The sequence below is a fragment of the Pseudoalteromonas sp. SG45-2 genome (assembly GCF_014164115.1).
GTDB lineage: Bacteria > Pseudomonadota > Gammaproteobacteria > Enterobacterales > Alteromonadaceae > Pseudoalteromonas > Pseudoalteromonas distincta.
The window spans coordinates 1-26,588 of sequence record NZ_JACJEO010000007.1; the positions used below are offsets into that span (position 1 = coordinate 1).

Annotated in this window: 21 protein-coding genes; 14 read left to right on the forward strand and 7 right to left on the reverse strand. The window is 38.9% G+C overall.

From position 1 onward, the window contains the following. Positions 1 to 221: 221 nt before the first annotated feature. Positions 222 to 1,646 carry a sodium-dependent transporter gene (locus H5116_RS06330; protein WP_182715759.1) on the reverse strand — a complete coding sequence of 475 codons (1,425 nt, stop codon included), beginning with the start codon at positions 1,644 to 1,646 and terminating at the stop codon, positions 222 to 224. 189 nt (positions 1,647 to 1,835) lie between these two features. Between H5116_RS06330 and H5116_RS06335 the strand changes: the two genes are divergently transcribed. The 6 genes from H5116_RS06335 to H5116_RS06360 all read left to right on the forward strand — a co-directional run bounded on the left by H5116_RS06335 (position 1,836) and on the right by H5116_RS06360 (position 6,164). After that, on the forward strand, positions 1,836 to 2,138 hold the full coding sequence (locus H5116_RS06335) for a YciI family protein (protein ID WP_024599115.1): 303 nt from the start codon (positions 1,836 to 1,838) through the stop codon (positions 2,136 to 2,138). Between the two features lie 160 nt (positions 2,139 to 2,298). After that, positions 2,299 to 2,556 (forward strand): PepSY domain-containing protein, encoded by a 258-nt coding sequence (locus tag H5116_RS06340; RefSeq protein ID WP_024594903.1) that lies wholly within the window; start codon positions 2,299 to 2,301, stop codon positions 2,554 to 2,556. A 2-nt stretch (positions 2,557 to 2,558) separates the two neighbouring features. Further along, positions 2,559 to 3,233: a response regulator transcription factor gene (locus H5116_RS06345; protein ID WP_007375447.1), complete on the forward strand. Its 675-nt coding sequence runs from the start codon at positions 2,559 to 2,561 to the stop codon at positions 3,231 to 3,233. Beyond that, positions 3,227 to 4,564 (forward strand): ATP-binding protein, encoded by a 1,338-nt coding sequence (locus H5116_RS06350; RefSeq protein WP_024606453.1) that lies wholly within the window; start codon positions 3,227 to 3,229, stop codon positions 4,562 to 4,564. The genes H5116_RS06345 and H5116_RS06350 overlap by 7 nt, the downstream gene beginning before the upstream one ends. Beyond that, positions 4,551 to 4,961: a hypothetical protein gene (locus H5116_RS06355; RefSeq protein WP_024595418.1), complete on the forward strand. Its 411-nt coding sequence runs from the start codon at positions 4,551 to 4,553 to the stop codon at positions 4,959 to 4,961. The genes H5116_RS06350 and H5116_RS06355 overlap by 14 nt, the downstream gene beginning before the upstream one ends. A 123-nt stretch (positions 4,962 to 5,084) precedes the next feature. Beyond that, positions 5,085 to 6,164 carry an FAD-dependent oxidoreductase gene (locus tag H5116_RS06360; RefSeq protein ID WP_182715760.1) on the forward strand — a complete coding sequence of 360 codons (1,080 nt, stop codon included), beginning with the start codon at positions 5,085 to 5,087 and terminating at the stop codon, positions 6,162 to 6,164. A 69-nt stretch (positions 6,165 to 6,233) separates the two neighbouring features. Here H5116_RS06360 and H5116_RS06365 read toward each other — a convergent pair whose 3' ends face one another. Next, entirely contained in the window at positions 6,234 to 7,271 is a 1,038-nt protein-coding gene (locus H5116_RS06365) for an AI-2E family transporter (protein WP_024595420.1), read from the reverse strand. A 170-nt stretch (positions 7,272 to 7,441) separates the two neighbouring features. Between H5116_RS06365 and H5116_RS06370 the strand changes: the two genes are divergently transcribed. Both H5116_RS06370 and H5116_RS06375 read left to right on the forward strand, forming a co-directional pair. Next, on the forward strand, positions 7,442 to 8,332 hold the full coding sequence (locus tag H5116_RS06370) for a TIGR01777 family oxidoreductase (RefSeq protein ID WP_182711623.1): 891 nt from the start codon (positions 7,442 to 7,444) through the stop codon (positions 8,330 to 8,332). A gap of 155 nt (positions 8,333 to 8,487) precedes the next feature. Next, positions 8,488 to 9,651 (forward strand): GGDEF domain-containing protein, encoded by a 1,164-nt coding sequence (locus H5116_RS06375; RefSeq protein WP_182715761.1) that lies wholly within the window; start codon positions 8,488 to 8,490, stop codon positions 9,649 to 9,651. Between the two features lie 134 nt (positions 9,652 to 9,785). On the opposite strand, the gene H5116_RS06380 is transcribed toward H5116_RS06375, so the two are convergent. Together H5116_RS06380 and H5116_RS06385 are read right to left on the reverse strand one after the other, a co-directional pair. Continuing rightward, complete coding sequence (locus H5116_RS06380; RefSeq protein ID WP_182715762.1) at positions 9,786 to 12,338, reverse strand: exo 1,3/1,4-beta-D-glucan glucohydrolase; 2,553 nt, start codon at positions 12,336 to 12,338, stop codon at positions 9,786 to 9,788. After that, on the reverse strand, positions 12,338 to 13,612 hold the full coding sequence (locus tag H5116_RS06385) for a sugar MFS transporter (RefSeq protein ID WP_002959789.1): 1,275 nt from the start codon (positions 13,610 to 13,612) through the stop codon (positions 12,338 to 12,340). Before H5116_RS06385 ends, H5116_RS06380 begins: the two co-directional genes overlap by 1 nt. Before the next feature lie 267 nt (positions 13,613 to 13,879). On the opposite strand from H5116_RS06385, the gene H5116_RS06390 reads away from it, so the two are divergent. From H5116_RS06390 to H5116_RS06400, 3 genes are all read left to right on the forward strand, one after another. Then, positions 13,880 to 15,208, forward strand: a complete 1,329-nt coding sequence (locus tag H5116_RS06390) for a GH1 family beta-glucosidase (protein ID WP_182715763.1) — start codon at positions 13,880 to 13,882, stop codon at positions 15,206 to 15,208. A gap of 46 nt (positions 15,209 to 15,254) precedes the next feature. Further along, entirely contained in the window at positions 15,255 to 16,577 is a 1,323-nt protein-coding gene (locus H5116_RS06395) for a glycoside-pentoside-hexuronide (GPH):cation symporter (protein ID WP_024606445.1), read from the forward strand. Between the two features lie 62 nt (positions 16,578 to 16,639). Beyond that, positions 16,640 to 17,644: a LacI family DNA-binding transcriptional regulator gene (locus H5116_RS06400; protein WP_010552528.1), complete on the forward strand. Its 1,005-nt coding sequence runs from the start codon at positions 16,640 to 16,642 to the stop codon at positions 17,642 to 17,644. Between the two features lie 72 nt (positions 17,645 to 17,716). Here H5116_RS06400 and H5116_RS06405 read toward each other — a convergent pair whose 3' ends face one another. Together H5116_RS06405 and H5116_RS06410 are read right to left on the reverse strand one after the other, a co-directional pair. Next, complete coding sequence (locus tag H5116_RS06405; protein WP_024606444.1) at positions 17,717 to 18,385, reverse strand: DUF2987 domain-containing protein; 669 nt, start codon at positions 18,383 to 18,385, stop codon at positions 17,717 to 17,719. After that, the gene (locus H5116_RS06410; protein WP_182715764.1) at positions 18,378 to 19,184 is read right to left on the reverse strand and encodes a glucosaminidase domain-containing protein; all 807 of its coding nucleotides are present in this window, start codon (positions 19,182 to 19,184) and stop codon (positions 18,378 to 18,380) included. The genes H5116_RS06405 and H5116_RS06410 overlap by 8 nt, the downstream gene beginning before the upstream one ends. 248 nt (positions 19,185 to 19,432) lie before the next feature. Here H5116_RS06410 and H5116_RS06415 point away from each other — a divergent pair, with 248 nt between their 5' ends. Continuing rightward, positions 19,433 to 20,725 carry an anti-phage deoxyguanosine triphosphatase gene (locus tag H5116_RS06415; protein WP_024606442.1) on the forward strand — a complete coding sequence of 431 codons (1,293 nt, stop codon included), beginning with the start codon at positions 19,433 to 19,435 and terminating at the stop codon, positions 20,723 to 20,725. A gap of 104 nt (positions 20,726 to 20,829) precedes the next feature. Here H5116_RS06415 and H5116_RS06420 read toward each other — a convergent pair whose 3' ends face one another. Further along, positions 20,830 to 22,986: a prolyl oligopeptidase family protein gene (locus H5116_RS06420; protein ID WP_182715765.1), complete on the reverse strand. Its 2,157-nt coding sequence runs from the start codon at positions 22,984 to 22,986 to the stop codon at positions 20,830 to 20,832. Between the two features lie 164 nt (positions 22,987 to 23,150). Here H5116_RS06420 and H5116_RS06425 point away from each other — a divergent pair, with 164 nt between their 5' ends. Both H5116_RS06425 and H5116_RS06430 read left to right on the forward strand, forming a co-directional pair. Continuing rightward, positions 23,151 to 23,465, forward strand: a complete 315-nt coding sequence (locus H5116_RS06425) for a DUF962 domain-containing protein (RefSeq protein WP_182696450.1) — start codon at positions 23,151 to 23,153, stop codon at positions 23,463 to 23,465. 512 nt (positions 23,466 to 23,977) lie between these two features. Then, positions 23,978 to 26,557, forward strand: coding sequence for a TonB-dependent siderophore receptor (locus tag H5116_RS06430; RefSeq protein ID WP_182715766.1), 2,580 nt, complete (start codon positions 23,978 to 23,980; stop codon positions 26,555 to 26,557). Positions 26,558 to 26,588: the final 31 nt, after the last annotated feature.

The following is a 26,588-nucleotide window of genomic DNA, read 5'->3' on the forward strand; positions in this document are numbered from 1 at the left end:
GAAAATTACGCTAGAACTAGGCAAAAATTTTTGTATCTAGTTGTTCTAAATAAAAAATTTTTAACGACGTTATAGTGCAATTTAATTCGTTAAATTGATCAAAGATTTATGCAGGTTGGTATAATAGTTAGACCAGATACCTGTAAAAAACGCCTATAAAAAATGCCGCTAAGCTTAACTGAGCGGCATTATATTATTCAATAAGCTTTTAAAGAGGCCTATTAAAAACCAAATATTTTTAAATCAAAAAACTTAGTCGCCACTGTATTTATAAATATTACAGCTAGAATGACAGGAATAAACGTTGAAAGTGAAAAGTTAACGTACTTTTCCATCAAGCTTCCCGCATAATTAGGCGAACCTAAGCTTAGCTCTTGTGTTAAGCGTGCTTTTTTCCAGCGGTACATTACAAACAAACACACCATTAAGCCATTAAGCGGTAAAATTGTGTCGTAAAATACATCAACAATAATATCAAAAAAGCTCTTACTAACGCCGCCATAACTGGTGAAAGATGTAAGGCTGTCAATCATACCAAACGACATTGTACATAAAATAGTGAGTACACCGGTTGAAAGTGTAAGGATGCCCAGTGCTTTTTTACGGCTAATACCTTTACGGTCGCTTAGTGTTGCAGTCGGGACTTCCACTATTGAAACAAGTGAAGTAATCGCTGCAAAAAATACTAATAAGAAGAATGAGAACGCAACAATAGACGCACCTACATAACCAATATCATTTTGCAGTGCTAATAATATTTTAGGTAGGTATACAAAAATCATTGATACGGACGAATCAGAAAGTGCTGATGGGTCTGTATTTGGGTCAAAGCTAAATATCGCTGGCAACACCATTAGCCCCGCTACAAACGCAACGAGTGAGTCAGTAATAGCGACCATTTTAGCACTGCTTACAATGTCATCTTTTTTAGAAATGTACGACGCGTAAGTCATTAATATACCCATACCCAGCGATAGCGAGAAAAACGCTTGGCTTAATGCGCCATTAAGTACACTTGCACTCATCTTAGAAAAATCAGGAATAATGTAGTATTTAACACCGGCCATTGCGTTATCAAGCGTTAATACATAAGTAACTAGAGCTAGTAGCATAACTAATAAAGCGGGCATTAAAAATTTGGCGGCTTTTTCTATGCCTTGTTTAACACCACCTAACAAAATTAAGTTAACGATAATAACCACAACAGCCATATAACCAAACACAGTGTAACTATTAATAAAAACACCAAAGTGGCCAGGATCTGCAAGTAAATCTAAATTACCGAGGCCCGTTTGCGTTAAATAACCAAAGATCCAAACCGTAATCACCATATAAAATACAGCAATCATAAATGGTGTAAGCACCGCAAAAAACCCAGCTAACTTCCATTTTTTATCGTTATTAGATAATAGTTGGTACGAACCAAGTGGATCTTTTTGAGCGTTACGACCCATTGCCATTTCAGCCATCATGACTGGTAAACAAATGAATATGACAAATAAAGCGTAAATTAATAAGAATGCGCCACCACCATTTTTAGTAGCAGAAACCGGAAAACCAACTAAATTACCAATACCAACAGCTGAACCGGCCGCTGCCATTATGAATCCAAGGCGGGAACTAAATCGTTCTCTATTTTCGCTCATGCATAAAACCTTTTTATTATTTTGTATATTTCAGCGACTCTACCAGTGTTACACAGAGATTTTCAAGCAATTACAGCTTAAAAATAAAATCGAAGTGTAAACCTGTGTAAATACGCTTTTAATTCACCAATTTTCAACGCTGTGGTAGTATTGCGTTAATCAAATTTAACAATTTTTATGAGATTCCTTATGTTGTACATGATTCACTCAACAGACGTTGAAAACAGCTTAGAGCTTAGAAAAGCAGCACGCCCGGCACATTTAGCACGCCTTAGTGAGCTTGATTCACAAAACCGTCTACTTACCGCCGGTCCATTACCGGCAGTCGATAGTGAAGATCCTCAAGAAGCAGGTTTTACCGGTTCATTAGTGGTTGCTGAATTTGAATCAATTGAAGCAGCTCGAGAGTGGGCAGCAGCAGACCCTTACGTTGCCGCTGGCATCTATGAAAATACAATTGTTAAACCTTTTAAAAAGGTATTTCCTGCTTAAAAAGTATTAAACCCTAGAGCGTGCGTTGCACTGTAATTCAGGGTTTGTTCACAGGTTTTTAATTAAAATTATCAGGATAAAAACGAATTTACCGTTTTTACTTGAATTTTAGTAACTTAGTTAATTAAACTAAGTGAGTCTGGTCTAGGAGTTTTCCATTATGCGCGTATTATTAAGCCTCGGTTTTATTGCTTGTGTTAGCTTAGCTAACTTTAGTCAAGCAGCAACCGCCACCCAAGCATCTCATGCTGAGGTGGACAAAAAGAAAGCCGTAATACTCGCAAAGAAAACAATTGGCGGTAAGACCTTAAAAATTACCGAAAAAACAGATTTTTATACCGTACGAATACTCAAATCTGACGGCCACGTCGTTGATTTACATATTAATAAAAAAACCGGCGAAGTGAAAAAGGATTAAAAATGCGAATTTTAGTTATAGAAGACGATTTACATTTAGCAGATAACCTACGTAATGCCTTAGAAAAAGAACGTTACAGCGTGGATTTATGCCACGATGGTGAAGCAGGTCTTTTCCACATTACAGAATACCCGCTTGATATGGCCGTAGTTGATTTAGGTTTACCTAAAATAGACGGTATTGAGCTAATTAATAAAGCACGAGCACAAGGCATTACAATCCCTATTTTAATCTTAACCGCGCGCGATCGCTGGCAGGATAAAGTAGAAGGTTTAGATGCAGGTGCCGATGACTACCTTACTAAGCCATTTCATGTTGAAGAGCTTATTGCCCGTTGTAATGCATTAATTCGTCGCAGTGCTGGTAAAGCAAATCCAGAAATGACTGCAGGTCCAATTAAAATCCATACACGTTCACAACAAGTATGGGTTGATGACAAAGAACTTAGCCTGACAGCTTACGAATATAAAGTACTTGAATACTTAATGGTAAATCCGCAAAAAGTAATTTCTAAATCAGAACTGACTGAGCACATTTACGACCAAGATTTCGACCTTGATTCAAACGTAATTGAAGTATTTGTACTACGTTTGCGTAAAAAGCTTGACCCTGAAGGCGTACTAAACCCAGTAGAAACACTACGTGGGCGTGGTTACAGGCTTAAAAGCCAGTGGTAATACCGCAAATATCGTTAAAAATAAGGCAAGGATTTATCCTTGTCTTTGTTTTGTTAGTCGCACTTCCTATCTTATTTTATTCAATTGGTAAGGCGTATTACGCTTCACTTGTTGATGCGACAGAAAAAACCCTCGAAGCACAACTCTACTCGCTAATATCTGAAGTCGATTTTACTGAGCATGGTATTATTATGCCCAGCACTATTTTAGCGCCTGAGTTAAACAGATTAAATTCTGATACCTACGCAATGATCTACCGCGATGATGACCCGGTTTGGAACTCAGAGTCGGCTGTAAATTTAAACTATGTACCTCAGCAAATAGAGACCAAAGCAGGTGCTGCCGACTTTAGGCGTGTAGAATATAATAATACCGCTTATTGGCAACTTAGCCTGACTGTAATTTTAAACAACATAGATCAATCAGAACAAGCTCGCTTTATATTAGTTAAACGTAACGACGCTCTACTTCGTTTAATGGATGGCTTTAAGCAAACCCTTGTAGATTGGATGTTTATCATGGGGATTGCAATCGCAGGCCTGATGGCGATTGGTTTCATTTGGAGCGCTCGCCCACTCCAACGACTCGATAAAGAAATAAAAGCGATTGAATCAGGCGATATTCAAGAAATTAAAGGCCTCTACCCTGTAGAACTGCAAACAATAAAAGCAGATCTAAATTTGCTACTTGAGTCGCAACAACGCCAAAAAGAGCGCTACAGAGCCTCATTAAGCGACCTTGCTCATGCACTTAAAACACCGCTTGCGGTACTTAAATCAAGTCCATTGGCAAACGATGCCGATGCACAAGAACAACTCGACCGAATTAATGTGATGATCGAGCACCAATTAAAACGTGCTGCAACGGGCGCATCAGACACGTGGAAAAAACAAACCCCTATTAAGCCAGTACTCGATTCAATACTCAGTGCTATGGCAAAAGTGTACCGTGATAAAGATATTATTTTTAGCTGCACTGTAACCGAAAAAGATTATTTTTTAGGCGATCAAACAGATTTAATGGAATTACTCGGTAACTTGATTGATAACGCCTGTAAAGCGTGTCGCTCACAAGTAGCAATACAAGTTATTCAAAGCAAAACTTTATGTATTGGAATTAGCGATGATGGTCCTGGCGTGCCAGAGGACAAACGTGAATCTCTACTTACACGGGGGACTCGTCTGGATACATACGAAAGCGGACACGGCGTAGGAATGGCAATTGTATCTGACTTGGTTAAGTCCTATCGCGGTACACTTACCATTACAGAAGCTGATAACTTAGGCGGCGCTCAATTTATTTTAGAGTTTAATTACAATGACAAAAAGTAACTATTTATTAAAACTAACTGCCATTGTGTTATTAGCTTCAAGCCAATACAGCTTTGCAGATGAAGCATGTACTTTAGCCGCTAAAGCAACAACCGATGAAGCTAAGCGATATATTCAATGCCTAGATAGCCAAATTGATAAAGCAAAACAAGCACAAGGCAGTTGGATACAAAAGCGTAAATATGAGCTAACTAAGTCACAAGAAAGCACAGGCAATACGCAAGTGCTGCCGTTATTTATGCGCAGCATTAAAAATAATGAAAAGTACCTTGAGAGCGCCTGCCAATGGCGTTACTTAATAAAACTTCCTAATGCGACAACCGCAGCCATTAGCTATAAACTGTGTGAAATTGAGCTTATAAATCAATTTACAGAATCACTAAAACACCCATTTTGACGTAATTTAAGCACACTAAACTAGTTACGTTTCTTTACTCACTCCCTATAGCTTACTTGACAATTTATTCATACCAAAACAAACTACCTACTAGTAGATTGCTAAAAACTAATGGATAAACAGATGACCAAACCAGTAATTATTATAGGTGGCGGACTTGCTGGTTTATACAGTGCGTATAAATTACAACTACTTAATATTGAGTACTTATTATTAGAAGCTAAATCGCAATTAGGTGGCCGAATTTTTGCCGCGCAATCACCAATAAATAACGATGTTAGTTTTGATTTGGGTCCTACGTGGATATTTCCCCACCAACCAAAAATTCAAGCGCTAATAAAGTCACTCAACTTAAGTATATTTGAGCAATACCATAAAGGTGATGTGTTATATCAAGCACCTAACTTCAAACAACCTCAACAAATTGCAGGTGCTGGAGATATGCAACTATTTAGACTCAAACACAGCATGAATACCTTAATAACTGCCTTATATGAGCAGCTTAATCCTGATTCAATATTATTAGAACATAATGTCACTGAGCTTAAAAAAGGTGATAATAACTGGCTAATTACGGTTAATCACTTAGGCAATATAAAGCACTTTACTACTGGCAAATTAATTTCAGCAATTCCTCCTCGTATGGTTACAACGCATTTAACACCTGAACTATGGGCGACTCCAACACTCATAAACCGCCTTAGCAGCGTACCTACATGGATGGCAGGACAAGCCAAGTTTATAGCTACTTTTGAACATGCATTTTGGCGTGATAAAAACTTATCTGGGCAAAGCTTTAGCCGCGTAGGCCCTATGGTCGAGATTCACGATGCCAGTGCTGAGGATAGTAATTACGCCGCATTATTTGGCTTTATAGGTGTGCCCTACTTATCACGAAACCAAGTAACTCAAGAGCAATTAATTCAAGCCTGTGCCCAACAGCTCAGCTACTTTTATGGTAAGGATGCTGAAAAGGCAACCGGATACTTTATTAAAGACTGGGCAGAGGATAAATTTGTAGCTAATAAAGACGATCAAACTCAGCCTTCACAGCACCCAGAATTTGATTTTTCAAACTTGGAAGAGCAATTAAGTAACCTCAATATTCATTTTGTAGCGAGTGAGTTTGCAAAACAAGAAGCAGGATATTTAGAAGGCGCAATAAACGCTGTGGATGACGCAATTAAATCGTTTATTAATTAATAGCCCTGTATTTATTGATAACTTAACCATCAAGGGTTTTAATTTTACAGCCCTTGATGGTTATAAATGTTAGTTGTTTTTAGTAACGTCTTCACCACTGCCCAGTAAAGTGGCAACCCACTTACCTTCAGCACTGGCTTCTAGGGCTATTTTTACAATCATTGTTAATGGTACAGATAAAAGCATACCCACAGTACCTAATAACCAGCCCCAAAATATTAATGATAAAAACACCACTAACGTTGAAAGACCCAGCCCTTTACCCAAAAATTTAGGCTCTACAATATTACCCATTACCGTATTTATTGTTAAATATCCTGCAGCAACAAGTCCTGCCACTAATGGGCCTTGAGTAATAAGGGCAAGTAATACAGCTGGTACAGCCGCAATAATTGAACCTATATTTGGAATGTAATTGAACATAAATGCCAAAACGCCCCAAAGCACAAAGTAGTCAACGTCTAAAATCCATAAATAAAACGCAGCAATAATACCCGTCCCTAAACTTACTAGCGTTTTAATTGCCAAGTATGAATTAATAGATTCTAAAAAGCGGTCAATTTGCTTCATTTTACTATCAGGGTCTTCAAGTGCCATATGTATTTTCTTGCTCAGCATTGGCCCTTCAAAAAGCATAAAAACAACCGTTAAAATAATTAAAAACATGTTTGCCATTACGCCACCTAACCCAGTGAGCATATTAGTGGCCACATCAACCATTTTGCCAGGGTCGAACATATTGATTAACTGATCTTTATTGATCAGTATGTTGTATTGAGATGCTAAATCGACCAGCCACACAAATTCTTCTTTAAGTTGTGTTTTATACTCAGGAAGCTGCTGCGAAAAATCGTTGATAGATTGCCCTACAAGCCCACCAAGGCTAACCCCTAAGCCAACTATAATCAGCACGACCAACATAACAGCAATGCCTTTAGGAATTTTGTAGCGCGCAAAAAACTTGATAAGCGGGTTACAAATAATGGCAATAAATGCCGCCAAAATAAACGGAATAATAATTACACTCGCGGCTTTTATTCCAGCGAGGACCACTACTAAGGAAGCAAAAACTATTAAGCTTTTATTTACTCCAGTTAAACTTGCCAATTTATTAATCCTTTTATTAACTATATCGTCCCAGTGTAAGGCAAAAGGTAATTAAATGAAATAATTACGAAGTGATCATAAAAGCCTGTTTTACGTATAAATTTGCAAAGCTGTTTGCTAGCGAGTATGTTTTTTAATCACTTGCTTCTATTTTATTGTAAGGATGAATAATGCATATATTTATAACTGGCGCGACCGGATTAATTGGTAAGCACTTATGCCCTTTTTTACTTCATCATAATACTGTTACTGTACTTAGCCGCAATCCAACTAAAGCAAACGTATTATTAGGCCACAAAGTTAAAGCCGTAAGTGACATTAGTGATGTTGACTTTAACACTGTTGATATCGTTATTAATCTCGCTGGCGAGCCGATTGTAAATAAACGCTGGAGCGACAAACAAAAGCAAATAATACGAAACAGTCGTATTGATATTACACAGCAAATTAGTGAAGCTATTAAAGCCTGTAGTATACCCCCGCATACTTTTATATCTGGCAGTGCAATTGGTTTTTATGGTCGACAAAATAGTAATCCTATTGATGAAACTTTTGAACGCCCACACGATGAATTTAGCCACCAGCTTTGTAAAGACTGGGAAAATGCAGCACTACTCGCCCAATCAGAACAAACCAGAGTATGCCTTTTGCGAACGGGTATTGTTTTAGCTAAAAAAGGAGGTGCACTTGGAAAAATGTTACCTGCTTTTAAATTATGTTTAGGTGGCCCGATTGGTAATGGCGAGCAAGGCATGTCGTGGATACACATCGACGATATGATTCAGCTAATACTCTTTATTATTAAACACCCAGAAATATCAGGCCCTGTTAACGCAACAGCACCCAACCCTGTAAGCAATGCTCAATTTAGTAAAAGCTTAGGCGAGGCGCTATCTCGACCTGCATTTATCACTATGCCAACCCCAGTACTTAAACTATTGATGGGTGAAATGTCAGACTTACTAACAATGGGGCAATTTGTAGTCCCTAAAAAGGCACTCGTTAACAATTATCGTTTTCATCATCCTGATATAAAATCGGCTTTAGAGAGCTTGGTTTAGCGGGCGTTAATATTCGTTCAGTTAAAATCCCTTTCAAATTAGATATATGGGTAAATTACTACTTTTTACCCATATTGACCTTTAAACATTAATACATAATAATCAGCAAGTTTTCCACACCAACCACGCCTATCTTTAATAAAAGAGAATCTTAAATGCTACACCTGCCTACTGTGATCAGTCTCTCTTTTATTCTTAACGTATTAATAGGCTTGTTTTTTTTATCCGTACATAACTTTAAAAAACAAACATCATTTTTATTATTTGGCCTAGCATGCATTACCTTTGCATTTGCCGAGTTACTTGCCTGTTTAAAATTAGTAATAAACGCGCCTTTTATTACACACTATTTGGCTGATATTTTTATATTACTAAGTCCATTATTAATTATTATTGGGTTAAATAAATATAAGCACAGTAAGGCACTAAACTTAAAACCTCTTTATTGTCTCCTTGGATTAACGGGGGTTGCTTTATTACCCATATATTCAGACCCTGCAGGGCAAATGCTGACAAGCTTAATTATTTCGGTTTTATACCTATATTCCGCATATATTATTAAGCAGATGAACTTTGTAGCCACTTTGCAAAAAAAAGCGCTGATAGTTTGTTTTTCAATTCACAGCATTTTAATGCTCATACAAACAACACTATTGGCAATATCTATTTTTAGTATTAATTCGCCAAACTACATAGAGCCACTGCAACTTATCTTAAGTAGTCATTTAATTTTGGCCACTTGTAGCGCACTAATATTGCCATACCTGCTGGCTTCTAATACAGAGCATACACTTTCAAGCCTTGCTAACACCGATACTTTAAGCCAATTACTTAATCGCCGTGGCTTTTTTACAAAAAGTAAAGAAGCACTAAGTGATCCTAAAAATATAGACAAAAATGTGTCTGTTATTTTGCTCGATATTGATTTTTTTAAACGTGTAAACGATCAGTTTGGTCACGAAGCGGGCGACCACGCAATTAAGTGGATATCTCACTTTATTAAAGAGCAATTTTTAAATGTAGGTATTAGTGCCAGAATTGGCGGAGAAGAATTTGCCATTTTACTACCTGATTACACCCTTGGTGCAGCAAAAAGTGATGCTGAGCTATTAAGAAAGAATATAAGCACTCAAGCTTTTTATCATGAAAATCAGCATATAAAACTTTCCGTAAGCGCTGGGGTAAGTAATGCAATTAATGGGAATGCAACTATAAAAGAACTGCTCGCTTATGCCGATAAACGCCTTTACTTAGCTAAAGAAACTGGCCGAGACAAAGTAGTAACCTTTGATGAAAAAAACTTACTCACGAAAAGTTAATTGCTTTTAAGTGACTTATAAGCGCATTAAAAACAACTATATTTAAACTACCATATTTTATCTAGCTAACATCTATCCATAAAAAAAGCCCTTCATTAGAAGGGCTTTGGTATACACACAATAGAGTTAATAAACTACTTACAAGACAGCGTAGCCTCGTCCGCTTTATTTGGTACAAACTGAATATTAGCTACAGAAATTGATGCTTTACCATTGCTGTGTAAGCTAAATGGGCTTGTTAGGCTTGCAAAATTAACACCCTTATCAGCAAAACAACCTAAATCGATTGATACTGACTGCCATTTATTTTCAATAGTTTTATCAACTACGTTTGCTAAATCAATGCTTGCACCACACTCACCAGAACAAGTCATAGCAAGGGCTACATCGCTCGTTAGTGCCTCGTTTAATTTAATATCAAAGCTAATCACACTGTTTGCTTCGACGTAGGCAATGGTATCTTCTGCAAAGCTTGTTACTATTTCAGCACTGGCTTTTTCTGCACCGCTGAAGTTAAATTGGCGCGCGTCTTCTTGTACTGTTTTGTCCTCAGTACGGTATTTAATTGCACCAAATTCATGGGTACTACTCGATACATCTAAAAGCTCATCGCCCGATTTTAACAATAAGCGCCATGGTGCTACAGGTGCACCTACAAGTATATCCATACTAGTAAGCCCTGAGTTATCAAGTTTAGAGTCTTCATCAAGGTCGTCAGCTAGCACGTTTTTATCGCCATACGTTAAACCAAAACCATAAGGAAGTAATGGATCGTAATTTTCATCGCCTTTATTAACCGCAGTTTGTACCGCCGATTTAGGCCAAGAAAACGATAGTTTACCTTTAAAGTTATTTTGGATGGTGCCGTCTGCCGCTTTTAATAAAACATCAGCAATACCCGCACCTTCTGTACCAGGTAACCATGCAGCTACAAACGCATCAGATGCGTTAAGTTCGCTGTTCACCCACATAGGTCGACCTGAAATAAACACAGATACAACAGGGATACCTTGCTCTTTTAACGAGCTTAAAAGTGCTAATGACTTTTTATTTCCGCGCTCAAACTCAAGGTTATCTTTATCGCCGTGCCCTTCCGCGTAAGGTTCTTCACCAAATACAACAATGGCAACATCAGGACGTTGTTCAAACGTACCATCAGCACTTAAAGTAACACTTCCACCTGCTGCAGATATTTGCTCTTCAAGCCCTTTGTAAATTGACGTTGCTCCTGGGAAATCTGCATTTTTATTATTAGTCCCCTGCCACGTAATACTCCAACCACCAGACTGTTTGCCTATGTTATTGGCACCATCACCTGCAACAAGTACGCGTTGATTAGCTGCAATAGGTAATAGGTTATTTTTATTTTTAAGCAATACAAGCGACTCGCGCACAGCTTGACGTGCTACTTCGCGATGCGCTTGAGCGCCAATAAGCTCTGTTTTACCCGAGTACAGACGCTTAGCTGGACTTGGTTTATCAAATAACCCAGCGCGTAACTTAACGCGTAAAATACGTGCAACCGCATCATCAATGCGGCTCATACTTATTTTACCTGCATTTACTTGTGCAATTGTATTTTCATATAGCGGCTTCCACGCGCCTGTTGGCACCATAAAAATATCAAGGCCAGCATTTACCGCTTCTGGGCAGCTTTCGTTAATACAGCCTTTAATTTGACCATGGCCGTTCCAATCTCCCACTACAAAACCATCAAAACCCATACGTGTTTTTAATACATCTGTAAGTAAGTATTTATTGCCGTGATTTTTAACGCCATTCCAGCTATTAAAAGATGCCATAACAGATTGACTACCCGCAGACAAACCACCTACGTAACCTTGAGCATGAATATCAAATAGCGATTGCTCGCTGTCTATATTATTTCCCTGATCATCCCCATCAACGGTGCCGCCATCGCCAATAAAGTGCTTAACCGTGCTAATAACGCGCTTATCACTTAAAAAGTCGCCATCGGCTTTACCTTGCAATCCATTTACAATCGCTGCTGAGTAATCGTGAACAATTTTTGGATCTTCAGAATAGCCTTCGTACGTTCTGCCCCAACGGTCGTCTCGTACTACTGCTACAGTGGGTGCAAATACCCAATCTATCCCCGTAGCCATTACTTCTACTGCGGTAATAGATGCTATTTGCTCTATTAAATCGGGGTTATTAGCCGCGCCTAAACCAATGTTATGTGGAAAAAGTGTCGCGCCAATTACGTTATTATGACCATGTACTGCATCGGTGCCCCACATAGTTGGAATTTTGCTGCCGTCCACTGAGTCATCAATAGATGCTTGATACATTTTTTCTGCAAGTGCAACCCAATCCTCTGGCGTTGCATGCTTATCGCCATTAGGAAAAGCACCACCGCCATTGAGGTAAGAGCCAAAACCATATTTACGCATGTCTTCAACGGTAATATCACGAATTTCTGGTTGAATCATTTGCGCTACTTTTTGCTCAAGCGTCATATTTTCTAAAAACGTGACAATTTGAGCTTCAATAGCAGGGTCTTTTTTCACTGCAATTGAAAGCTTTGGCCAAATTTTCTCAAGCTTTGATTGCGCTTCAACATTTACTTTTTCAACATTGCTTTCGTTAGTACATCCGCTTAGTGCAGTAACACTTCCTACTAACGTTGCAATTGCTAATGCATTAAGTTTAAAAGTCGTTTTCATTATGATGGCTCCTTCACTAATACTGGTTTGCTGCCTCGTAGGCCGTAAAAAACAATAAATATGTAACATAAAATAGGTAAAACATACGAAAGTTGAACACCCACACTATCAGCAAGCGCACCTTGTAAAAGTGGCACTATTGCACCACCTACAATCGCCAAACACAAAATACCAGAGCCTTGAGCGGTATGCTTACCAAGTCCATTTAACGCTAAACTAAAAATAGTTGGGAACATAATCGAATTGAATAAACCAACCAATAGTATTGACCACATTGCTAATTGACCCGACGTGCTCATGGCAATAATGACTAAAATAATAGCCATGGTTGCGTTAAAGCCAAGTACTTTACCTGCGGGTAGTTTTTGCATTACAGCAGCACCAATAAAACGCCCAACCATAGCACCACCAAAATAATAAGTGATGTAATGAGCTGCAACATTCTCTTTTAGCCCTGCTATATTTTCTTGTGCTAAAAAGCTTACTAAAAAGCTACCAATTGCCACCTCGGCGCCTACATACATAAATATACCCACAGCACCTAATACAAGATGGCGATACTGCCAAGCACTGCCTTCAATTGCCTCTGATTTTTCGGCTTCTGCTTTTTGCTCGCTCATAATGTCTGGTAATTTAAGCCAAGCAAAAATACCGGCTAGTAAAATAAGCATTGCAGCTAAAAGGAGGTAAGGAAGTTGAACTGACTCTGCATTTTGAGCCGGTGTTAAAAAGGCTTCTGACGCTGAGTCTAGAATTAACAGAGCACCAAATGATGGCGCAACAGTGGTACCTAATGCATTAAAAGCTTGGGTAAGCGTAAGTCGAGATGACGCAGTTTTTGGTGAGCCCAACAAACTTACGTAAGGATTAGCAGATACTTGCAATAACGTTATGCCGCTGGCAAGTACAAATAAAGCGAATAAAAATACAGGGTAACTATGTAAAGACGCTGCTGGGTAAAATAATATACACCCGACTGCTGCAATTAATAATCCAATCACGATGCCTTTTTTATAGCCCACCTTTTTAACTATATAACCACTTGGAAGTGACATTAAAAAGTAAGCGCCAAAAAAGCAAAACTGAACCAACATGGCTTGTACATACGTTAAGTTAAATACGGCTTTTAAGTGTGGGATTAAAATATCATTTAAGCAGGTTATAAATCCCCACATAAAAAATAATGTTGTTAGAGAAGTTAATGCAAAACTGTAATTTTTATCCTGATAGTTTTGCGACTGTGTGTGTGTTGTCACTGGTGCTGAACTTGCCATGTGTTCTCCGTATTTTATTATTATAAATCTATTCTTAAGGTGCCCTGTTTTAGTTTTCAGCTGTCTTTAAACCATCCAGAAGCATTAAAGAGTTGACCTAAGAATTAATAAACACTAACCTTAAATGTAAGCGCTTTCATATGCAATTAAATACGAACAAGCTGTATATTTCAACACTTTTTATTTTTTGTACCCTCATACAGCATTAATTAAGCAAAAACACAGAGCTGATTTCTCTGTAAATGACTAACAAAAGGTTTGTTATTAATGACAAAATTATCACTACCACCCCATTCACCGCTTTTATCTAAAAACTTTGTATACGGTGTGGCCACGGCTTCTTTTCAAATAGAAGGCGGATCACAAGATCGTCTCCCATGTATTTGGGACACTTTTTGCGATACGCCCAATAAAATAGTCGATAGCTCAGACGGTCATACCGCCTGCGATCACTATAACCTTTGGCGTGATGATATAGACCTTATTGAGTCACTTGGCGTAGATGCTTACAGGCTTTCTATTTCATGGCCGCGCGTGATGACCCAAGACGCAAAATTAAATCCTGTAGGCGTGAAGTTTTATACTGATATTTTAGATGAGCTAAAACGTCGCAATATTAAAGCCTTTGTTACTTTGTACCACTGGGATTTACCGCAACACCTTGAAGATGAAGGCGGTTGGCTTAACAGACAAACAGCTTACGCTTTTGAACATTACGTAAATTTAATTACCAAAGCCTTTGGCGATCGCGTTCACTCTTACGCCACATTGAATGAACCATTTTGTAGTGCGTTTTTAGGTTACGAAATTGGTATTCATGCCCCAGGTAAAGTGGGTAAAGAATATGGCCGTAAAGCAGCGCACCATTTATTATTAGCCCACGGACTCGCTATGAGCGTATTAAAGCAAAACTCGCCTAATACATTAAATGGCATAGTGCTTAACTTTACGCCGTGTTATAGCCTTACTCAAAGTGATAAAGACTTAAAAGCCACTGCATTTGCAGACGACTATCTTAATCAGTGGTATATAAAACCAATAATTGATGCCCAATATCCTGATATAATTAATCAATTACCATTAAACCATCAGCCTGAAATTCTTGAGGGCGATATGGAACTAATTTCTCAATCTATTGATTACTTAGGTATTAACTTTTATACCCGCCAAGTTTATAAAGCGCACCCTGCTGACATTTATGAGCCTATTTCACCTACGGGCCCGCTAACTGATATGGGGTGGGAAATTTACCCGCAATCGTTCACCGACTTACTCGTATCGCTTAATAAAACATACACCTTACCGCCTATTTATATAACCGAAAATGGTGCAGCAATGCCCGATACGTATAATAATGGTGAAGTTAACGACTTAGACCGTTTAAGTTATTATAATACTCATTTAAACGCGGTTCATAATGCAATTGAACAAGGTGTTGTTATACATGGCTACTTTGCTTGGAGCCTAATGGATAACTTTGAATGGGCAGAAGGCTATTTAAAACGTTTTGGTATTGTGTATGTAGATTATAAAACCCAGCAACGCACTATTAAAAAAAGTGGCTTAGCTTATAAAGAACTCATCTCTAAAAGATAAGAGCATACCCATAACTAAAAACAAGTATAAAGCGGGATAAATAATCATGGTCAGTGTAAAAGAAAAAATAGCGTATGGCTTAGGCGACACCGCCAGTAATATTATTTTTCAAACAGTTATGATGTTTTTAATGCTGTACTACACAGACGTAGTGGGTTTATCACCCGCTGTTGTCGGTACTATGTTTTTAGCAGTACGTATTTTTGATGCTGTAACCGATCCATTAATGGGCAACCTTGCTGACAAAACACATACGCGCTGGGGGCACTTTCGCCCCTACCTACTTTGGCTTTCGCTTCCTTTTGCCATTATTAGTATTTTAGCGTTTACTACGCCTGATTTAGAAGGCACCGATAAAATAATTTACGCCTTTACTACTTACACACTACTTATGGTGGCTTACACCGCTATCAATATTCCTTATTGTGCATTGGGCGGTGTACTTACTGCAGATGTAAAAGAGCGCGTGACTATTCAGTCTTACCGGTTTGTATTTGGTATGTTAGGCGGCGTAATAGTAGCGGGTTGTACTATGCCAATGGTTGAGTACTTTGGCCAAGGCGATGCTGCTAAGGGCTATCAATACACCATGACTGCAATGAGCATTTTAGGCTTTGTACTTTTTTTACTTTGTTTTTTAGGCACAAAAGAGCGTATACAACAGCCAAAAGAGCAAAACATTCCTTTTGCCCAAAGTATTAAAGCATTAATTAAAAACGATCAATGGCGAACACTTTGCTTAGCTGCGTTTTTTTTACTTACCGGTCAAGTATTAAGGCTTACGCTTGCTGTTTACTACGTAAAATACTATTTAGGTCGAGACGATCTAATCACCTTATTTATGACACTAGGCGTTGCAGCAAGCATGCTAGGGTGTGCTTTAGCTCAACCACTTGCAAAGCGCTTTTGTAAAATAAAAGCCTATATAAGCTTACAAGTTATTGCTGCCGCTATTTGTGGTTTTAGCTACTTTATTAGTAAAGATCAATTAGTACTCGCATTTACTGCCTTTATTTTATGGAAGTTCTTTTTAGATATGGCAACCCCTTTGTTGTGGGCCAAAATGGCCGACACCATAGATTACGGGCATGAAAAAACAGGTGTACGCATTACGGGTTTAGTTTATTCAGGCGTCATATTTTTTATTAAAATGGGCGTGGCGGTAGGCGGCGCAATTGCAGGCTGGTTGTTATCTTTTTACAGTTATCAGGCCGATGCAGTACAAACTCTTGATACCCAACACGGTATTTTACTGTCATTCACTGTACTACCTGCTTTTGGCTCATTATTTGTTGCCTACATAATGAAAAAATATACACTGACTAATCAGGTTGTTGAAAATATTCAATCTAAACTAACAGCTAGTTAAGATATATACTCTAAGGTATTATTTAGCCGAAGTAGTTAAGGATAAGCGAGTGAACAAATAACATGGCAACAATTTATCAAGTCTCAGAGCTTGCGGGCGTATCGTTAGCCACCGTTTCTCGCGTGATGAACAAAAATACCCGTGTAAGCGATAAAACTAAACAAAAAGTGCTTGATGCTATGGCGCAGCTTGGCTACAAGCCTAATTCAATAGCGCAATCTTTAGCCTCTAACTGTACTAACAGTGTCGGTATTTTAGTGTCTGAGTTACATGGTCCTTTCTTTGCCCAAATGATGGCAGGTATTGAATCAGAGCTTCGTGCTGCGGGTAAACACGTTATTATTACCACCGGACACAGTGAAGAAGACAAAGAACAAGAAGGCATTGAGTTTTTAATTAGCAGACGCTGCGATGCCATTATTTTGCACGTTGAAGCCGTCTCAGACGACTACCTAATAAAATTAAGCCAAGGCTCTACACCCGTTTATTTAATGAGCCGTTACGTAGAGCAACTAAAAGACAACTGTATCAGCCTAGATAATCAATTAGGTGGTTACCTAGCCACTAAATCGATATTAAATCAAGGCCATACACAAATAGCGTATATTGCAGGCCCGCAGTTTAAAGCCGATGCATTTAATAGACTTGAAGGTCACAAACAAGCACTCACAGAGGCTGGTGTTAAATTTGATCCTACGCTTTATTATATTGGCGACTTTAACGAAACTGGCGGTAGTAAAGGCTTAAAACATTTTATTGATGAAAAACTTAGCTTTACTGCACTGGTATGCGCCAATGACGAAATGGCTTCCGGTGCCATGAAGTATGCACGAGAGCACGGTTATAACTTACCAATTGATTTATCGATTGTTGGATTTGATAACGTTATTTTTGCAAACTACCTATACCCTACACTCACGACCATAGATAATCCGGTCGGGAAAATGGGCGAAATGGCAGCTAAATTAGTGCTTAAAGACGTATATCAAAATAAAAACCTCGTTATAAATCGCTTTTTTGAACCTACTTTAATGCAGCGCGATTCATCAGCACCACTTATTAAATAAAAACCAAAGACTAAAAAAGAGTACTGATTTTGGTACAAAAAAAGCGGCTAAATGCCGCTTTTTGTATGTGAGCTACTTAACAATCCAAGGCGTTACTTTAATAACGTTCGATATATCGCCAAGCACTGCGCTATCATCTTCCCAGCTATCTTCAACTGCAAAATAACACACTGACTTTTCACACGTTATGCTCTTATCATCAAATTGCATTGGGCTTTTAAATGTAACTGCTACGCCCTTTTGCTCTGGTAATAAAAACCACATTAATTTACTTACAAAAAAGCCCGATAAATCAGTTAACAGCTCATCAAGTTCTTCGTTAATGGTATATAACGACTGCTTTGAAAATGTTAAATCTTCAAGTTCGTTTGCTTCTATTTGAAGTTTTAATTGGCAATCATGATCTGGATTTTGTGGCTGCACCACAATGACGGCTTTATCTGTATCAAGTTGCTTATCGAACGGTAATAATAGCTGTGCTTTATCGGTGAAGTTAAGTGGGTACTCGTTTCTTTCAGTTAAAATAGTGCCGCTTTTAATGGCACACGCTTCATTAGTTGCTATATCACTTATATAAAAATTAACTCGCGCATATTGGAAGTCGCCTTTGTTAACAACTTTTAATCGGTCATAAAAACCGTCATACGACATAACAAATTCTCTTGCATTAACATTAAATGCACTCATGCCCAGCAGCACTAACGCAATGGCGTTGGTGCAATTAAAAATGTATTTATTCATCAAAGTAGGCTCTATTTTGGCTAATCATCGTGTTTAGCTCTTCTATATACGCTTCACCGCGCTCAGAGTAAGACATTAAACCGTGTGTAAGTTCAGTCGCTAAAATTGGTTTTTGCTCAAGACGTAAGTTTTCACGTATTGCGCGCAAATCTTTATAAGCAGGATGCGTATTTATGTTTTTAAAGTAGGAGTTTATAGCAGCTCTTACCGATTTAAACGCAGCAACTTCGTGTGCAGCTCCAGTATTACGGCGTTTTGGTACCATGCCACAACCTTTTGTGTAACACCACTGACCAAAAAAGTTAAGGCCAATACGTGCAAAACGCGATGTGCCCCACGCAGATTCATTCGCAGCTTGCATAAGCGCTAATTCTTTAGGAATTATATCAACACGGCGTAGTGCTTGCGTAAGTATTAGCGTATCAATGGTGGTTGGTAAACCGTACGACTTTAATATTGCTGCAATATCTTTGCTTTGCTTTTTTTCTAAAGGTAATTCGTTTTGTAGCATCATGCGTGCTATTTCAAGCTTAGCGCGTTGCTGTAATATTTTTTTGTTTTCGGCTTCAACGTGCGGACGAATAAAGCTAAAAAATGCATGTTTTTTTTCTTTAACATCACTAAATTCTGAAAACTTTGGCAGTTTTACATTATGTAATGGTTTTTCTTTTTTCTTCACTTTTTTTGGTTGTTCTGACGTTTGTTCATCTAGCTCAACATCATCATTTTGTATAAACGGATATGCAAGCGCCCATACAAAAAACACGGTTAGAAAAAGCTTAAAAATCGTTTTTAACATGTATTCTCTCTTTGAAACAACAACTATGCATGGTTAATACACAAGCATACGAAGGCGCATTATACCTAAGCCACTTTATAAACGCGAATAACTGGGGTTTGATGACCTTTTACGGTTGAATTTTCAGCAGTGGATTTGGGTTTTAGATAAAACAGAGCCTATGTAGTGCATTTGTTCATTCGCAATTTATAAGTCCATGGGTATACTGAGCAAAGTTTAATAATATTAACTATGTATGAGTAAGCAGTATGGATAAACAATGGCAAAGCCGAATAATAGAGCAATATAAACATCGCCCTAACGATAACCGCTCGCCGTGGCAGGTCGATCGTTCGCGCATTATTCATGCCGCTGCATTTAGGCGTTTGCAAGCTAAAACCCAAATTATGGGCATTGGCCTAAACGACTTTTACCGCACTCGCCTTACCCACTCTTTAGAAGTATCGCAAATTGGTACCGGCATATTGCGCCATTTAAAAGCGCAACATAGCGACTTTACGCACTTTCCATCAACTGGACTGCTCGAAACATTGTGTTTGGCGCACGATATTGGCCATCCACCCTTTGGCCATGGTGGCGAAATAGCGCTAAATTACATGATGCGCGATCACGGTGGTTTTGAAGGTAACGCACAAACACTGCGCATAGTTGCAAAACTTGAGCCCTACAGTAATGGCCACGGTATGAACCTAACTCGTCGTACTTTATTAGGTTTTATAAAATACCCCGCGTTTATTAATACGCTTTGGCATACCATTCCCGATGCCACAACCGGTCGTGCATTTATAAAAGCAGATGATTGGCGACCTGCCAAAGGGTTATACAACGACGATGCAGCCATATTCAATTGGATAGTAGAACCACTGAGTCAAAACGATAAAACATTGCTAGGTAACCATGCCGCTATTGATAAGTACCGCGCTAAAACAACGTATAAATCGCTCGACAGCGCCATAATGGAACATGCCGACGATATAGCATACGCGGTACATGACTTAGAAGATGCCATTGCAACCCACGTACTCACATTAGACGATTGGCAAACCCATGCTCTGCCCCATTTAAAAGCACTAAACTTTGACTGGCTAAACGACATGCTTGAATCGCTGACCCAGCGCTTGTTTTCAAAAAATGATTATGAGCGAAAAGATGCCATAGGTGAGCTGGTTAATACCTTTATAATTCATATACATTTGGATATTCAAAACGATAACTTTGAATGCCCTATTTTAAAGTACACCGCTAAATTAGATGCCCAATACGACAGTGTATTGCAAATACTTAAGCATTTTGTGTTTCAACGTTTAATACGTGACCCCGAAATGCAGCAAATAGAATTTAAAGGTCAAAATTTGCTAATAGAGTTATTTACCGCTTTTGCTAGCGATCCGCTGCGTTTATTGCCCGAAACAACACAAGCACAATACATAGAAGCGCAAAAGCAAAACCAAGGGATGCGTATAATTTGCGATTATTTGAGTGGAATGACCGACGAGTACGCCTATAAAACATACCAACGATTATTTTCACCTATGCAGTAGCTAACTGCTAACTGCTAACTGCTAACATTGAAAAGGCCGAGTAAATTTAATTTACTCGGCCTTTTTGCTCAGCTATTAAAGTTAGCTATTTTGTTAAAGCGCTTTTATAACGACTCTACGCCCATGTTGTATAACGTAAAACCAAATATATCAGCGTACTGCTCAATTGTTTTACTCGTTGGTGTACCTGCACCATGCCCAGCATTGGTTTCTATGCGAATAAGCGTTGGGTTATTACCCGTTTGCTTTGCTTGAAGCTCAGCGGCAAACTTAAACGAATGCGAAGGGACAACGCGGTCATCATGATCGCCAGTTGTGATCATAGTCGCTGGATACTCAACACCTGCTTTTACATTATGAAGTGGTGAATAACCTTTAATGTATTCAAACATTTCTTTGCTTTGCTCACTGGTGCCGTAGTCGTATGCCCAGCCAGCGCCGGCAGTAAATGTATGGTAGCGCAGCATATCAAGTACACCTACAGCAGGTAGAGCAACTTGGAATAGGTCTGGGCGCTGCGTCATCACTGCGCCAACTAACAAACCACCGTTAGAGCCACCGCGAAGTGCTAAGCGCTTTTTAGACGTGTACTTTTTATCTTTTAAATACTCAGCTGCGGCAATAAAATCGTCAAACACATTTTGCTTTTGCAATTTAGTGCCTGCATTGTGCCAGTCTTTACCGTACTCACCACCACCGCGAATATTAGCGACGGCGTATACGCCACCTTGCTCAAGCCATACTGCATTAACGGGGCTGAAGCTTGGCGTTAAACTAATATTAAAACCACCGTAACCGTATAAAATTGTAGGGTTTGATCCATCAAGCTTAATGCCTGTTTTATAGGTAATTACCATCGGTATTTTAGTGCCGTCTTTTGATGTGTAAAACACTTGCTCAGACGTGTAATCATCACTATTAAAATCAATAGCCGACTTACGATAAACACCCGATTCACCCGTAGCTACATCAAACGTATAAGTAGTACCTGGTGTTTTGTAGTTAGTGAACGAATAATAAAGCGTTGTTTGATCTTTTTTACCGCCAAAACCACGTGCTGTACCCACGCCTGGCAATGTAATTTCGCGAATTAGCTCGCCTTTTTTGTTGTACTGTTTTACCTGCGAAATCGCGTCAACCATGTAGTTGGCAAAAAAGGTATCGCCGCCTTTTGTAAGATTTAGTACGTTTTTGGTTTCAGGAATTAAATCAACCCAATTTTCAGGGCTTGGGTTACTTGCATCAACCGTCACTACTTTTTTGTTTGGTGCATTAAGGTTAGTAACTAAAAACAGCTTGCTGCCTTCGTTATCAATAACTGATGTATCTGAATCAGTATTTCCTACAACCGTTACAAACTCACTGTTTTTATTTGTTAAGTCCTTTATAAACAGCTTATTGCCTGAAGTAGACGTACTAGCTGAAATAAGTAAGTAGCGGCCGTCATGAGTTACATCAGCGCCTACATAGCGATGCTTTTGTTCATCAGTTTCACCAAATACAACACTATCTGCAGATTGTGCAGTACCTAGCTTATGGTAATACGCTTTATGCTGATCTGTTTTAGCCGACAGCTCACTGCCTTTAGGTTTTTCGTAACTTGAATAATAAAAGCCCTCGTTACCTAACCAATCAATGCCACTAAATTTAACGTCAACAAGCGCTTCTTCAACTTGCTCTTTAGTATGTGCATCAATAACTATAATTTTACGCCAGTCGCTGCCACCTTCAGATATTTGATACGCGAGCAATGAACCATCTTTTGAAAACGATAAACCCGACATAGACGTCGTACCATCTTCACTAAACTTGTTTGGGTCTAAAAATACTTCTACGTCGCCGCCATCTTTACTACGGTACAAAACATATTGATTTTGCAGGCCATCGTTTTTATAAAAATAGGTGTAATCGCCTTCAGTAAAAGGAGGGCCTATTTTTTCGTAGTTCATTAGTTTTTCAAGGCGCTGCTTTAACTTATCGCGATAAGGTATTTGTTCTAAATAAGAAAACGTTAAATTGTTTTGCGTTTTAACCCAATCGGCAGTTTCGCTGCTCATATCATCTTCAAGCCAACGATATGGGTCACTAACGGTTTCTTCAAAGTAGGTATCTACTACATCGCCTTTTTTTGTTTCTGGGTATATAACTGCGTTAACTTGCTTCATAGGTGCTTTTACTTCTTCTTGAGTTACCGTATTAGTTGGCTCTGAACAGCCGCTAAGCGCTACAATTACAGCACACGCTAGAGTATGTTTAAACATCCCGAGTTCCATTCTTATTTATTAATAGTGCGCCTAAGCTATTAACTTTTAGCCCTTTTGTCTATATAGATGCGTTAAGCGCCATTTATCGCTGTAAACAAATGTAAACTTACGCTTTAATAGCATTACCCTCATTAAAATAAAAAACAATAAAAGAGCACACTATGCAAAGTACAAACCCCACGTTTAAAAGCTTTAAAGCCTTCTACCCTTATTATTTAAAAGAGCATCGCAACGTGATTTGCCGCCGCTTACATTTTATAGGAAGCACCCTCGTTCTTGTTGTAATCGCAATAGCATTATTAAAACAACACTACAGTTTATTGTGGCTATTACCTGTTATTGGATATGGGTTTGCGTGGGTCGGGCATTTCTTTTTTGAAAAAAACCGCCCTGCTACTTTTAAACACCCTTTTTACAGTTTGTGGGGAGATTGGGTAATGTTTAAAGACATACTTATTGGAAAAATTAAATTTTAACACTATTTCTAGCACTCTTTTTTATACCAATTACTTATAAAAACAAAATTACTTCATGCTTTAAAGTATAGGTTCTAATAAGTAGTACATAATTTATAATACACCCATTAAATGTTAATTTAGTTAACATTTAATGGGTGTATTTTTATTTTATATTTTTAAAAATATTTATAGCTCAACAGTTGTTTATTGCCAGCCCAATAAAAATGGCTTCCTACAAATAATTAGTTAAATCTACCAACCTCATCTTACCAGTTAATTAAACGTTAAATTTAATTTTTAAATATAATTCATTATCCATCAATTACTTAGCAATCACCTTCGCTATATAACTAAAACAATGGTCATTATAAAAAACAACCAAATGTAATTATAAAAAACCTTAAATTAATTGAATGTTATTCAATTGACTGACTTTGTTAATTAAGTATATGTTCAAGGTAACAAAGAGGTTTAATCTTTATCTTTTTGTAAAAAACTAAAATAATTCAATGGGTATGGGGAAATACAGCATGAATAGAAAACCGTTATTAAAATTACAGCAGTCGGTACCAAAAATATTACTCGCCATGAGTGCATCAGCTGCACTAGTTGGTTCGCTCTCAGTAAATGCTGCAGAGCAAGAAACCAAAGCAGAAGAAAACATCGAACAAATAAGCGTAATTGGCTCTCGCCGATTAGGCCGTACAGTAGAAGACAGTGCAGTACCCATCGATATAATTGGTGCAGATGCACTTAAAAATTCAGGCTTTACTGAAACGAATGCCCTACTTAGCAATTTATTACCTAGCTTTAACTTCCCGCAAGCATCACTTACTGATGGTAGCGACCATGTACGCCCTGCTCAACTTCGTGGTTTAGCACCTGATCACACTTTAGTGCTTGTTAATGGTAAACGCCGCCACAGTAATGCATTACTTAACTTAAATGGCTCAACGGGTCGTGGTTCATCATCAGTTGATTTAAATGCTATTCCAGCAAATGCTATCGACCGCATTGAAGTATTACGTGATGGTGCAGCAGCCCAATATGGCTCTGATGCTATAGCCGGTGTTATTAATATTGTGCTTAAAAGTGCCAGCAGCGGTGGTTCAGTTGCGGCTATATATGGTGCTAACGTAACCGAAATGGACGGTGTACCACAGCTTGAGTCTGTATCTGAAGGCAGTGATGGTAATTTAGCCTTTACTGAAGGGGGCGATCGCTCTTTAACAGACGGCCAAACACTAACGCTGCAAGGTAATATGGGTTTTGAACTTGGCGATAATGGCTTTTTAAACATTTCAACAGAATACCGCGACCGCCATTCAACTAACCGCTCTGACTACGATAATCGTGAAAACTACGCACGATTAGATGATGGCTCTCTCGACCCACGTGAACTTACCGTAAATCGATATAACCATAACTTTGGTAATGGCGATGTAGAAGACTTTTCAGTGTTTTATAACGCAGGTTACCAGTTAACAAATGAGGTCGATTTATATTCGTTTGGCTCTTACAGCAAACGCGAAGGCGAAGGCGGTGGTTTTTATCGCCGTGCAAGCGATAGCCGTAATATAGAAGAAGTTTATCCTGATGGCTTTTTACCTGTTATCACCTCAGACATAGATGACTTTTCACTGGCACTTGGCGCTAAAGGTTTTGTAAGTGAATGGAATTACGATGTATCTGCCGTATATGGTCAAGATGCATTTGAGTTTGGTGTAATAAATAGTTTAAATACCTCATACGGCCCGACTAGCCAAACAAGCTTTGATGCAGGAACACTTACCTACGATCAACTTACCTTAAACGTTGATTTTAGTCGCGAAGTAGACGTCAGCTTTTTAGAAAGCTCGGTAAGTGTAGCTGTAGGTGCTGAGTATCGCCGCGAAGGATACCAAATAGATGCAGGCGAAGAAGCTTCATATGCACAAGGCACATTTGGCCCAGGAGGCGCAGTAACCGACCCAGTTGATGGCCCATTTGGCGCAGCGGGCGCAGCGGGCGCACAAGTATTCCCAGGGTTTACACCCGAATCAGAGGGCGATAATAGCCGCCATAACGTGAGCTTGTATATAGACCTTGAAACCTACCTAACCGACGATTGGAATTTAGCGGTTGCCGCCCGTTATGAAGATTACTCAGACTTTGGCGATACACTTAACGGTAAAGTTGCGACTCGTTATTCATTAACTGAAGACTTAGCGCTGCGCGCCTCTGTATCAACTGGTTTTAGAGCACCTTCTTTGCAGCAACAATACTTTACCTCAGTGGCCACTGTATTTGTTGATGGCGAACCAACCGAAACAGGTACGTTCGCACCAAGCAGTGATGTAGCAAAAGCACTGGGCTCACCGGGTCTTGATGCTGAAGAAGCAACAAACTACGGCGTTGGTTTTACATGGTCTACCGACTTTAATTTCAGCTTATCGGTTGATTACTACCAAATATTAATTGATGACCGCATTGTGTTATCAAACAACTTATCGGGCGATGCTATTGCCGATTTACTTCAAGGCACAGGCGCTAACCAAGGTCGTTTCTTCTTAAATGCAATTGACAGCAAAACCCGTGGTGTTGATGTGGTTGCCTCTTATAATGTAGCAACTGATGGTTATGGCGATTTAGCCTTTAACCTAGGTTACAACTACGGTAAAAATGAAGTAACAAATATTATCGACCCACCAGCAGAGCTGCAAGGTGCTGGGTTTGATCAAGACAACTTGTTCTCAGGCACTGAGCTGCGTCGTTTTGAAGTAAGCACACCGCGTAATAAGTACAACTTAAGCGCAACATGGACTAACGACGACATACGTACCACGCTTAGAACAACACGTTACGGCGAAACTCAAGACCCTTCAGATATCCCAGAACGTAACGAAGTGCTTAAGCCCAAATGGATAACCGACTTAGATGTCGCCTACTCCCTTAGTGAAAACTTATCGCTGAGCTTAGGGGCTAATAACATTTTTGATGTTTATCCAGATGCAACCCGTGAAAATGTTGACGATGTAACCACCTTCTCACGTTTATTTGCTTACTCTAGCTTCTCGCCGTATGGATTTAACGGACGCTACGTGTACTGTAAAATAGAAATGAAGTTTTAATAAGCGCAGCTTAAAGTAACCAAACACACAA

Excerpts from the sequence above, each read along its gene's own strand:
- H5116_RS06410 (WP_182715764.1), bottom strand. The coding sequence starts at position 19,184 with ATGTTAAAAACGATTTTTAAGCTTTTTCTAACCGTGTTTTTTGTATGG.
- H5116_RS06375 (WP_182715761.1), top strand. The coding sequence starts at position 8,488 with ATGCTACACCTGCCTACTGTGATCAGTCTCTCTTTTATTCTTAACGTA.
- H5116_RS06360 (WP_182715760.1), top strand. The coding sequence starts at position 5,085 with ATGACCAAACCAGTAATTATTATAGGTGGCGGACTTGCTGGTTTATAC.
- H5116_RS06340 (WP_024594903.1), top strand. The coding sequence starts at position 2,299 with ATGCGCGTATTATTAAGCCTCGGTTTTATTGCTTGTGTTAGCTTAGCT.
- H5116_RS06335 (WP_024599115.1), top strand. The coding sequence starts at position 1,836 with ATGTTGTACATGATTCACTCAACAGACGTTGAAAACAGCTTAGAGCTT.
- H5116_RS06370 (WP_182711623.1), top strand. The coding sequence starts at position 7,442 with ATGCATATATTTATAACTGGCGCGACCGGATTAATTGGTAAGCACTTA.
- H5116_RS06405 (WP_024606444.1), bottom strand. The coding sequence starts at position 18,385 with ATGAATAAATACATTTTTAATTGCACCAACGCCATTGCGTTAGTGCTG.
- H5116_RS06345 (WP_007375447.1), top strand. The coding sequence starts at position 2,559 with ATGCGAATTTTAGTTATAGAAGACGATTTACATTTAGCAGATAACCTA.
- H5116_RS06380 (WP_182715762.1), bottom strand. The coding sequence starts at position 12,338 with ATGAAAACGACTTTTAAACTTAATGCATTAGCAATTGCAACGTTAGTA.
- H5116_RS06385 (WP_002959789.1), bottom strand. The coding sequence starts at position 13,612 with ATGGCAAGTTCAGCACCAGTGACAACACACACACAGTCGCAAAACTAT.
- H5116_RS06400 (WP_010552528.1), top strand. The coding sequence starts at position 16,640 with ATGGCAACAATTTATCAAGTCTCAGAGCTTGCGGGCGTATCGTTAGCC.
- H5116_RS06390 (WP_182715763.1), top strand. The coding sequence starts at position 13,880 with ATGACAAAATTATCACTACCACCCCATTCACCGCTTTTATCTAAAAAC.
- H5116_RS06395 (WP_024606445.1), top strand. The coding sequence starts at position 15,255 with ATGGTCAGTGTAAAAGAAAAAATAGCGTATGGCTTAGGCGACACCGCC.
- H5116_RS06420 (WP_182715765.1), bottom strand. The coding sequence starts at position 22,986 with ATGTTTAAACATACTCTAGCGTGTGCTGTAATTGTAGCGCTTAGCGGC.
- H5116_RS06425 (WP_182696450.1), top strand. The coding sequence starts at position 23,151 with ATGCAAAGTACAAACCCCACGTTTAAAAGCTTTAAAGCCTTCTACCCT.
- H5116_RS06415 (WP_024606442.1), top strand. The coding sequence starts at position 19,433 with ATGGATAAACAATGGCAAAGCCGAATAATAGAGCAATATAAACATCGC.
- H5116_RS06330 (WP_182715759.1), bottom strand. The coding sequence starts at position 1,646 with ATGAGCGAAAATAGAGAACGATTTAGTTCCCGCCTTGGATTCATAATG.
- H5116_RS06430 (WP_182715766.1), top strand. The coding sequence starts at position 23,978 with ATGAATAGAAAACCGTTATTAAAATTACAGCAGTCGGTACCAAAAATA.
- H5116_RS06355 (WP_024595418.1), top strand. The coding sequence starts at position 4,551 with ATGACAAAAAGTAACTATTTATTAAAACTAACTGCCATTGTGTTATTA.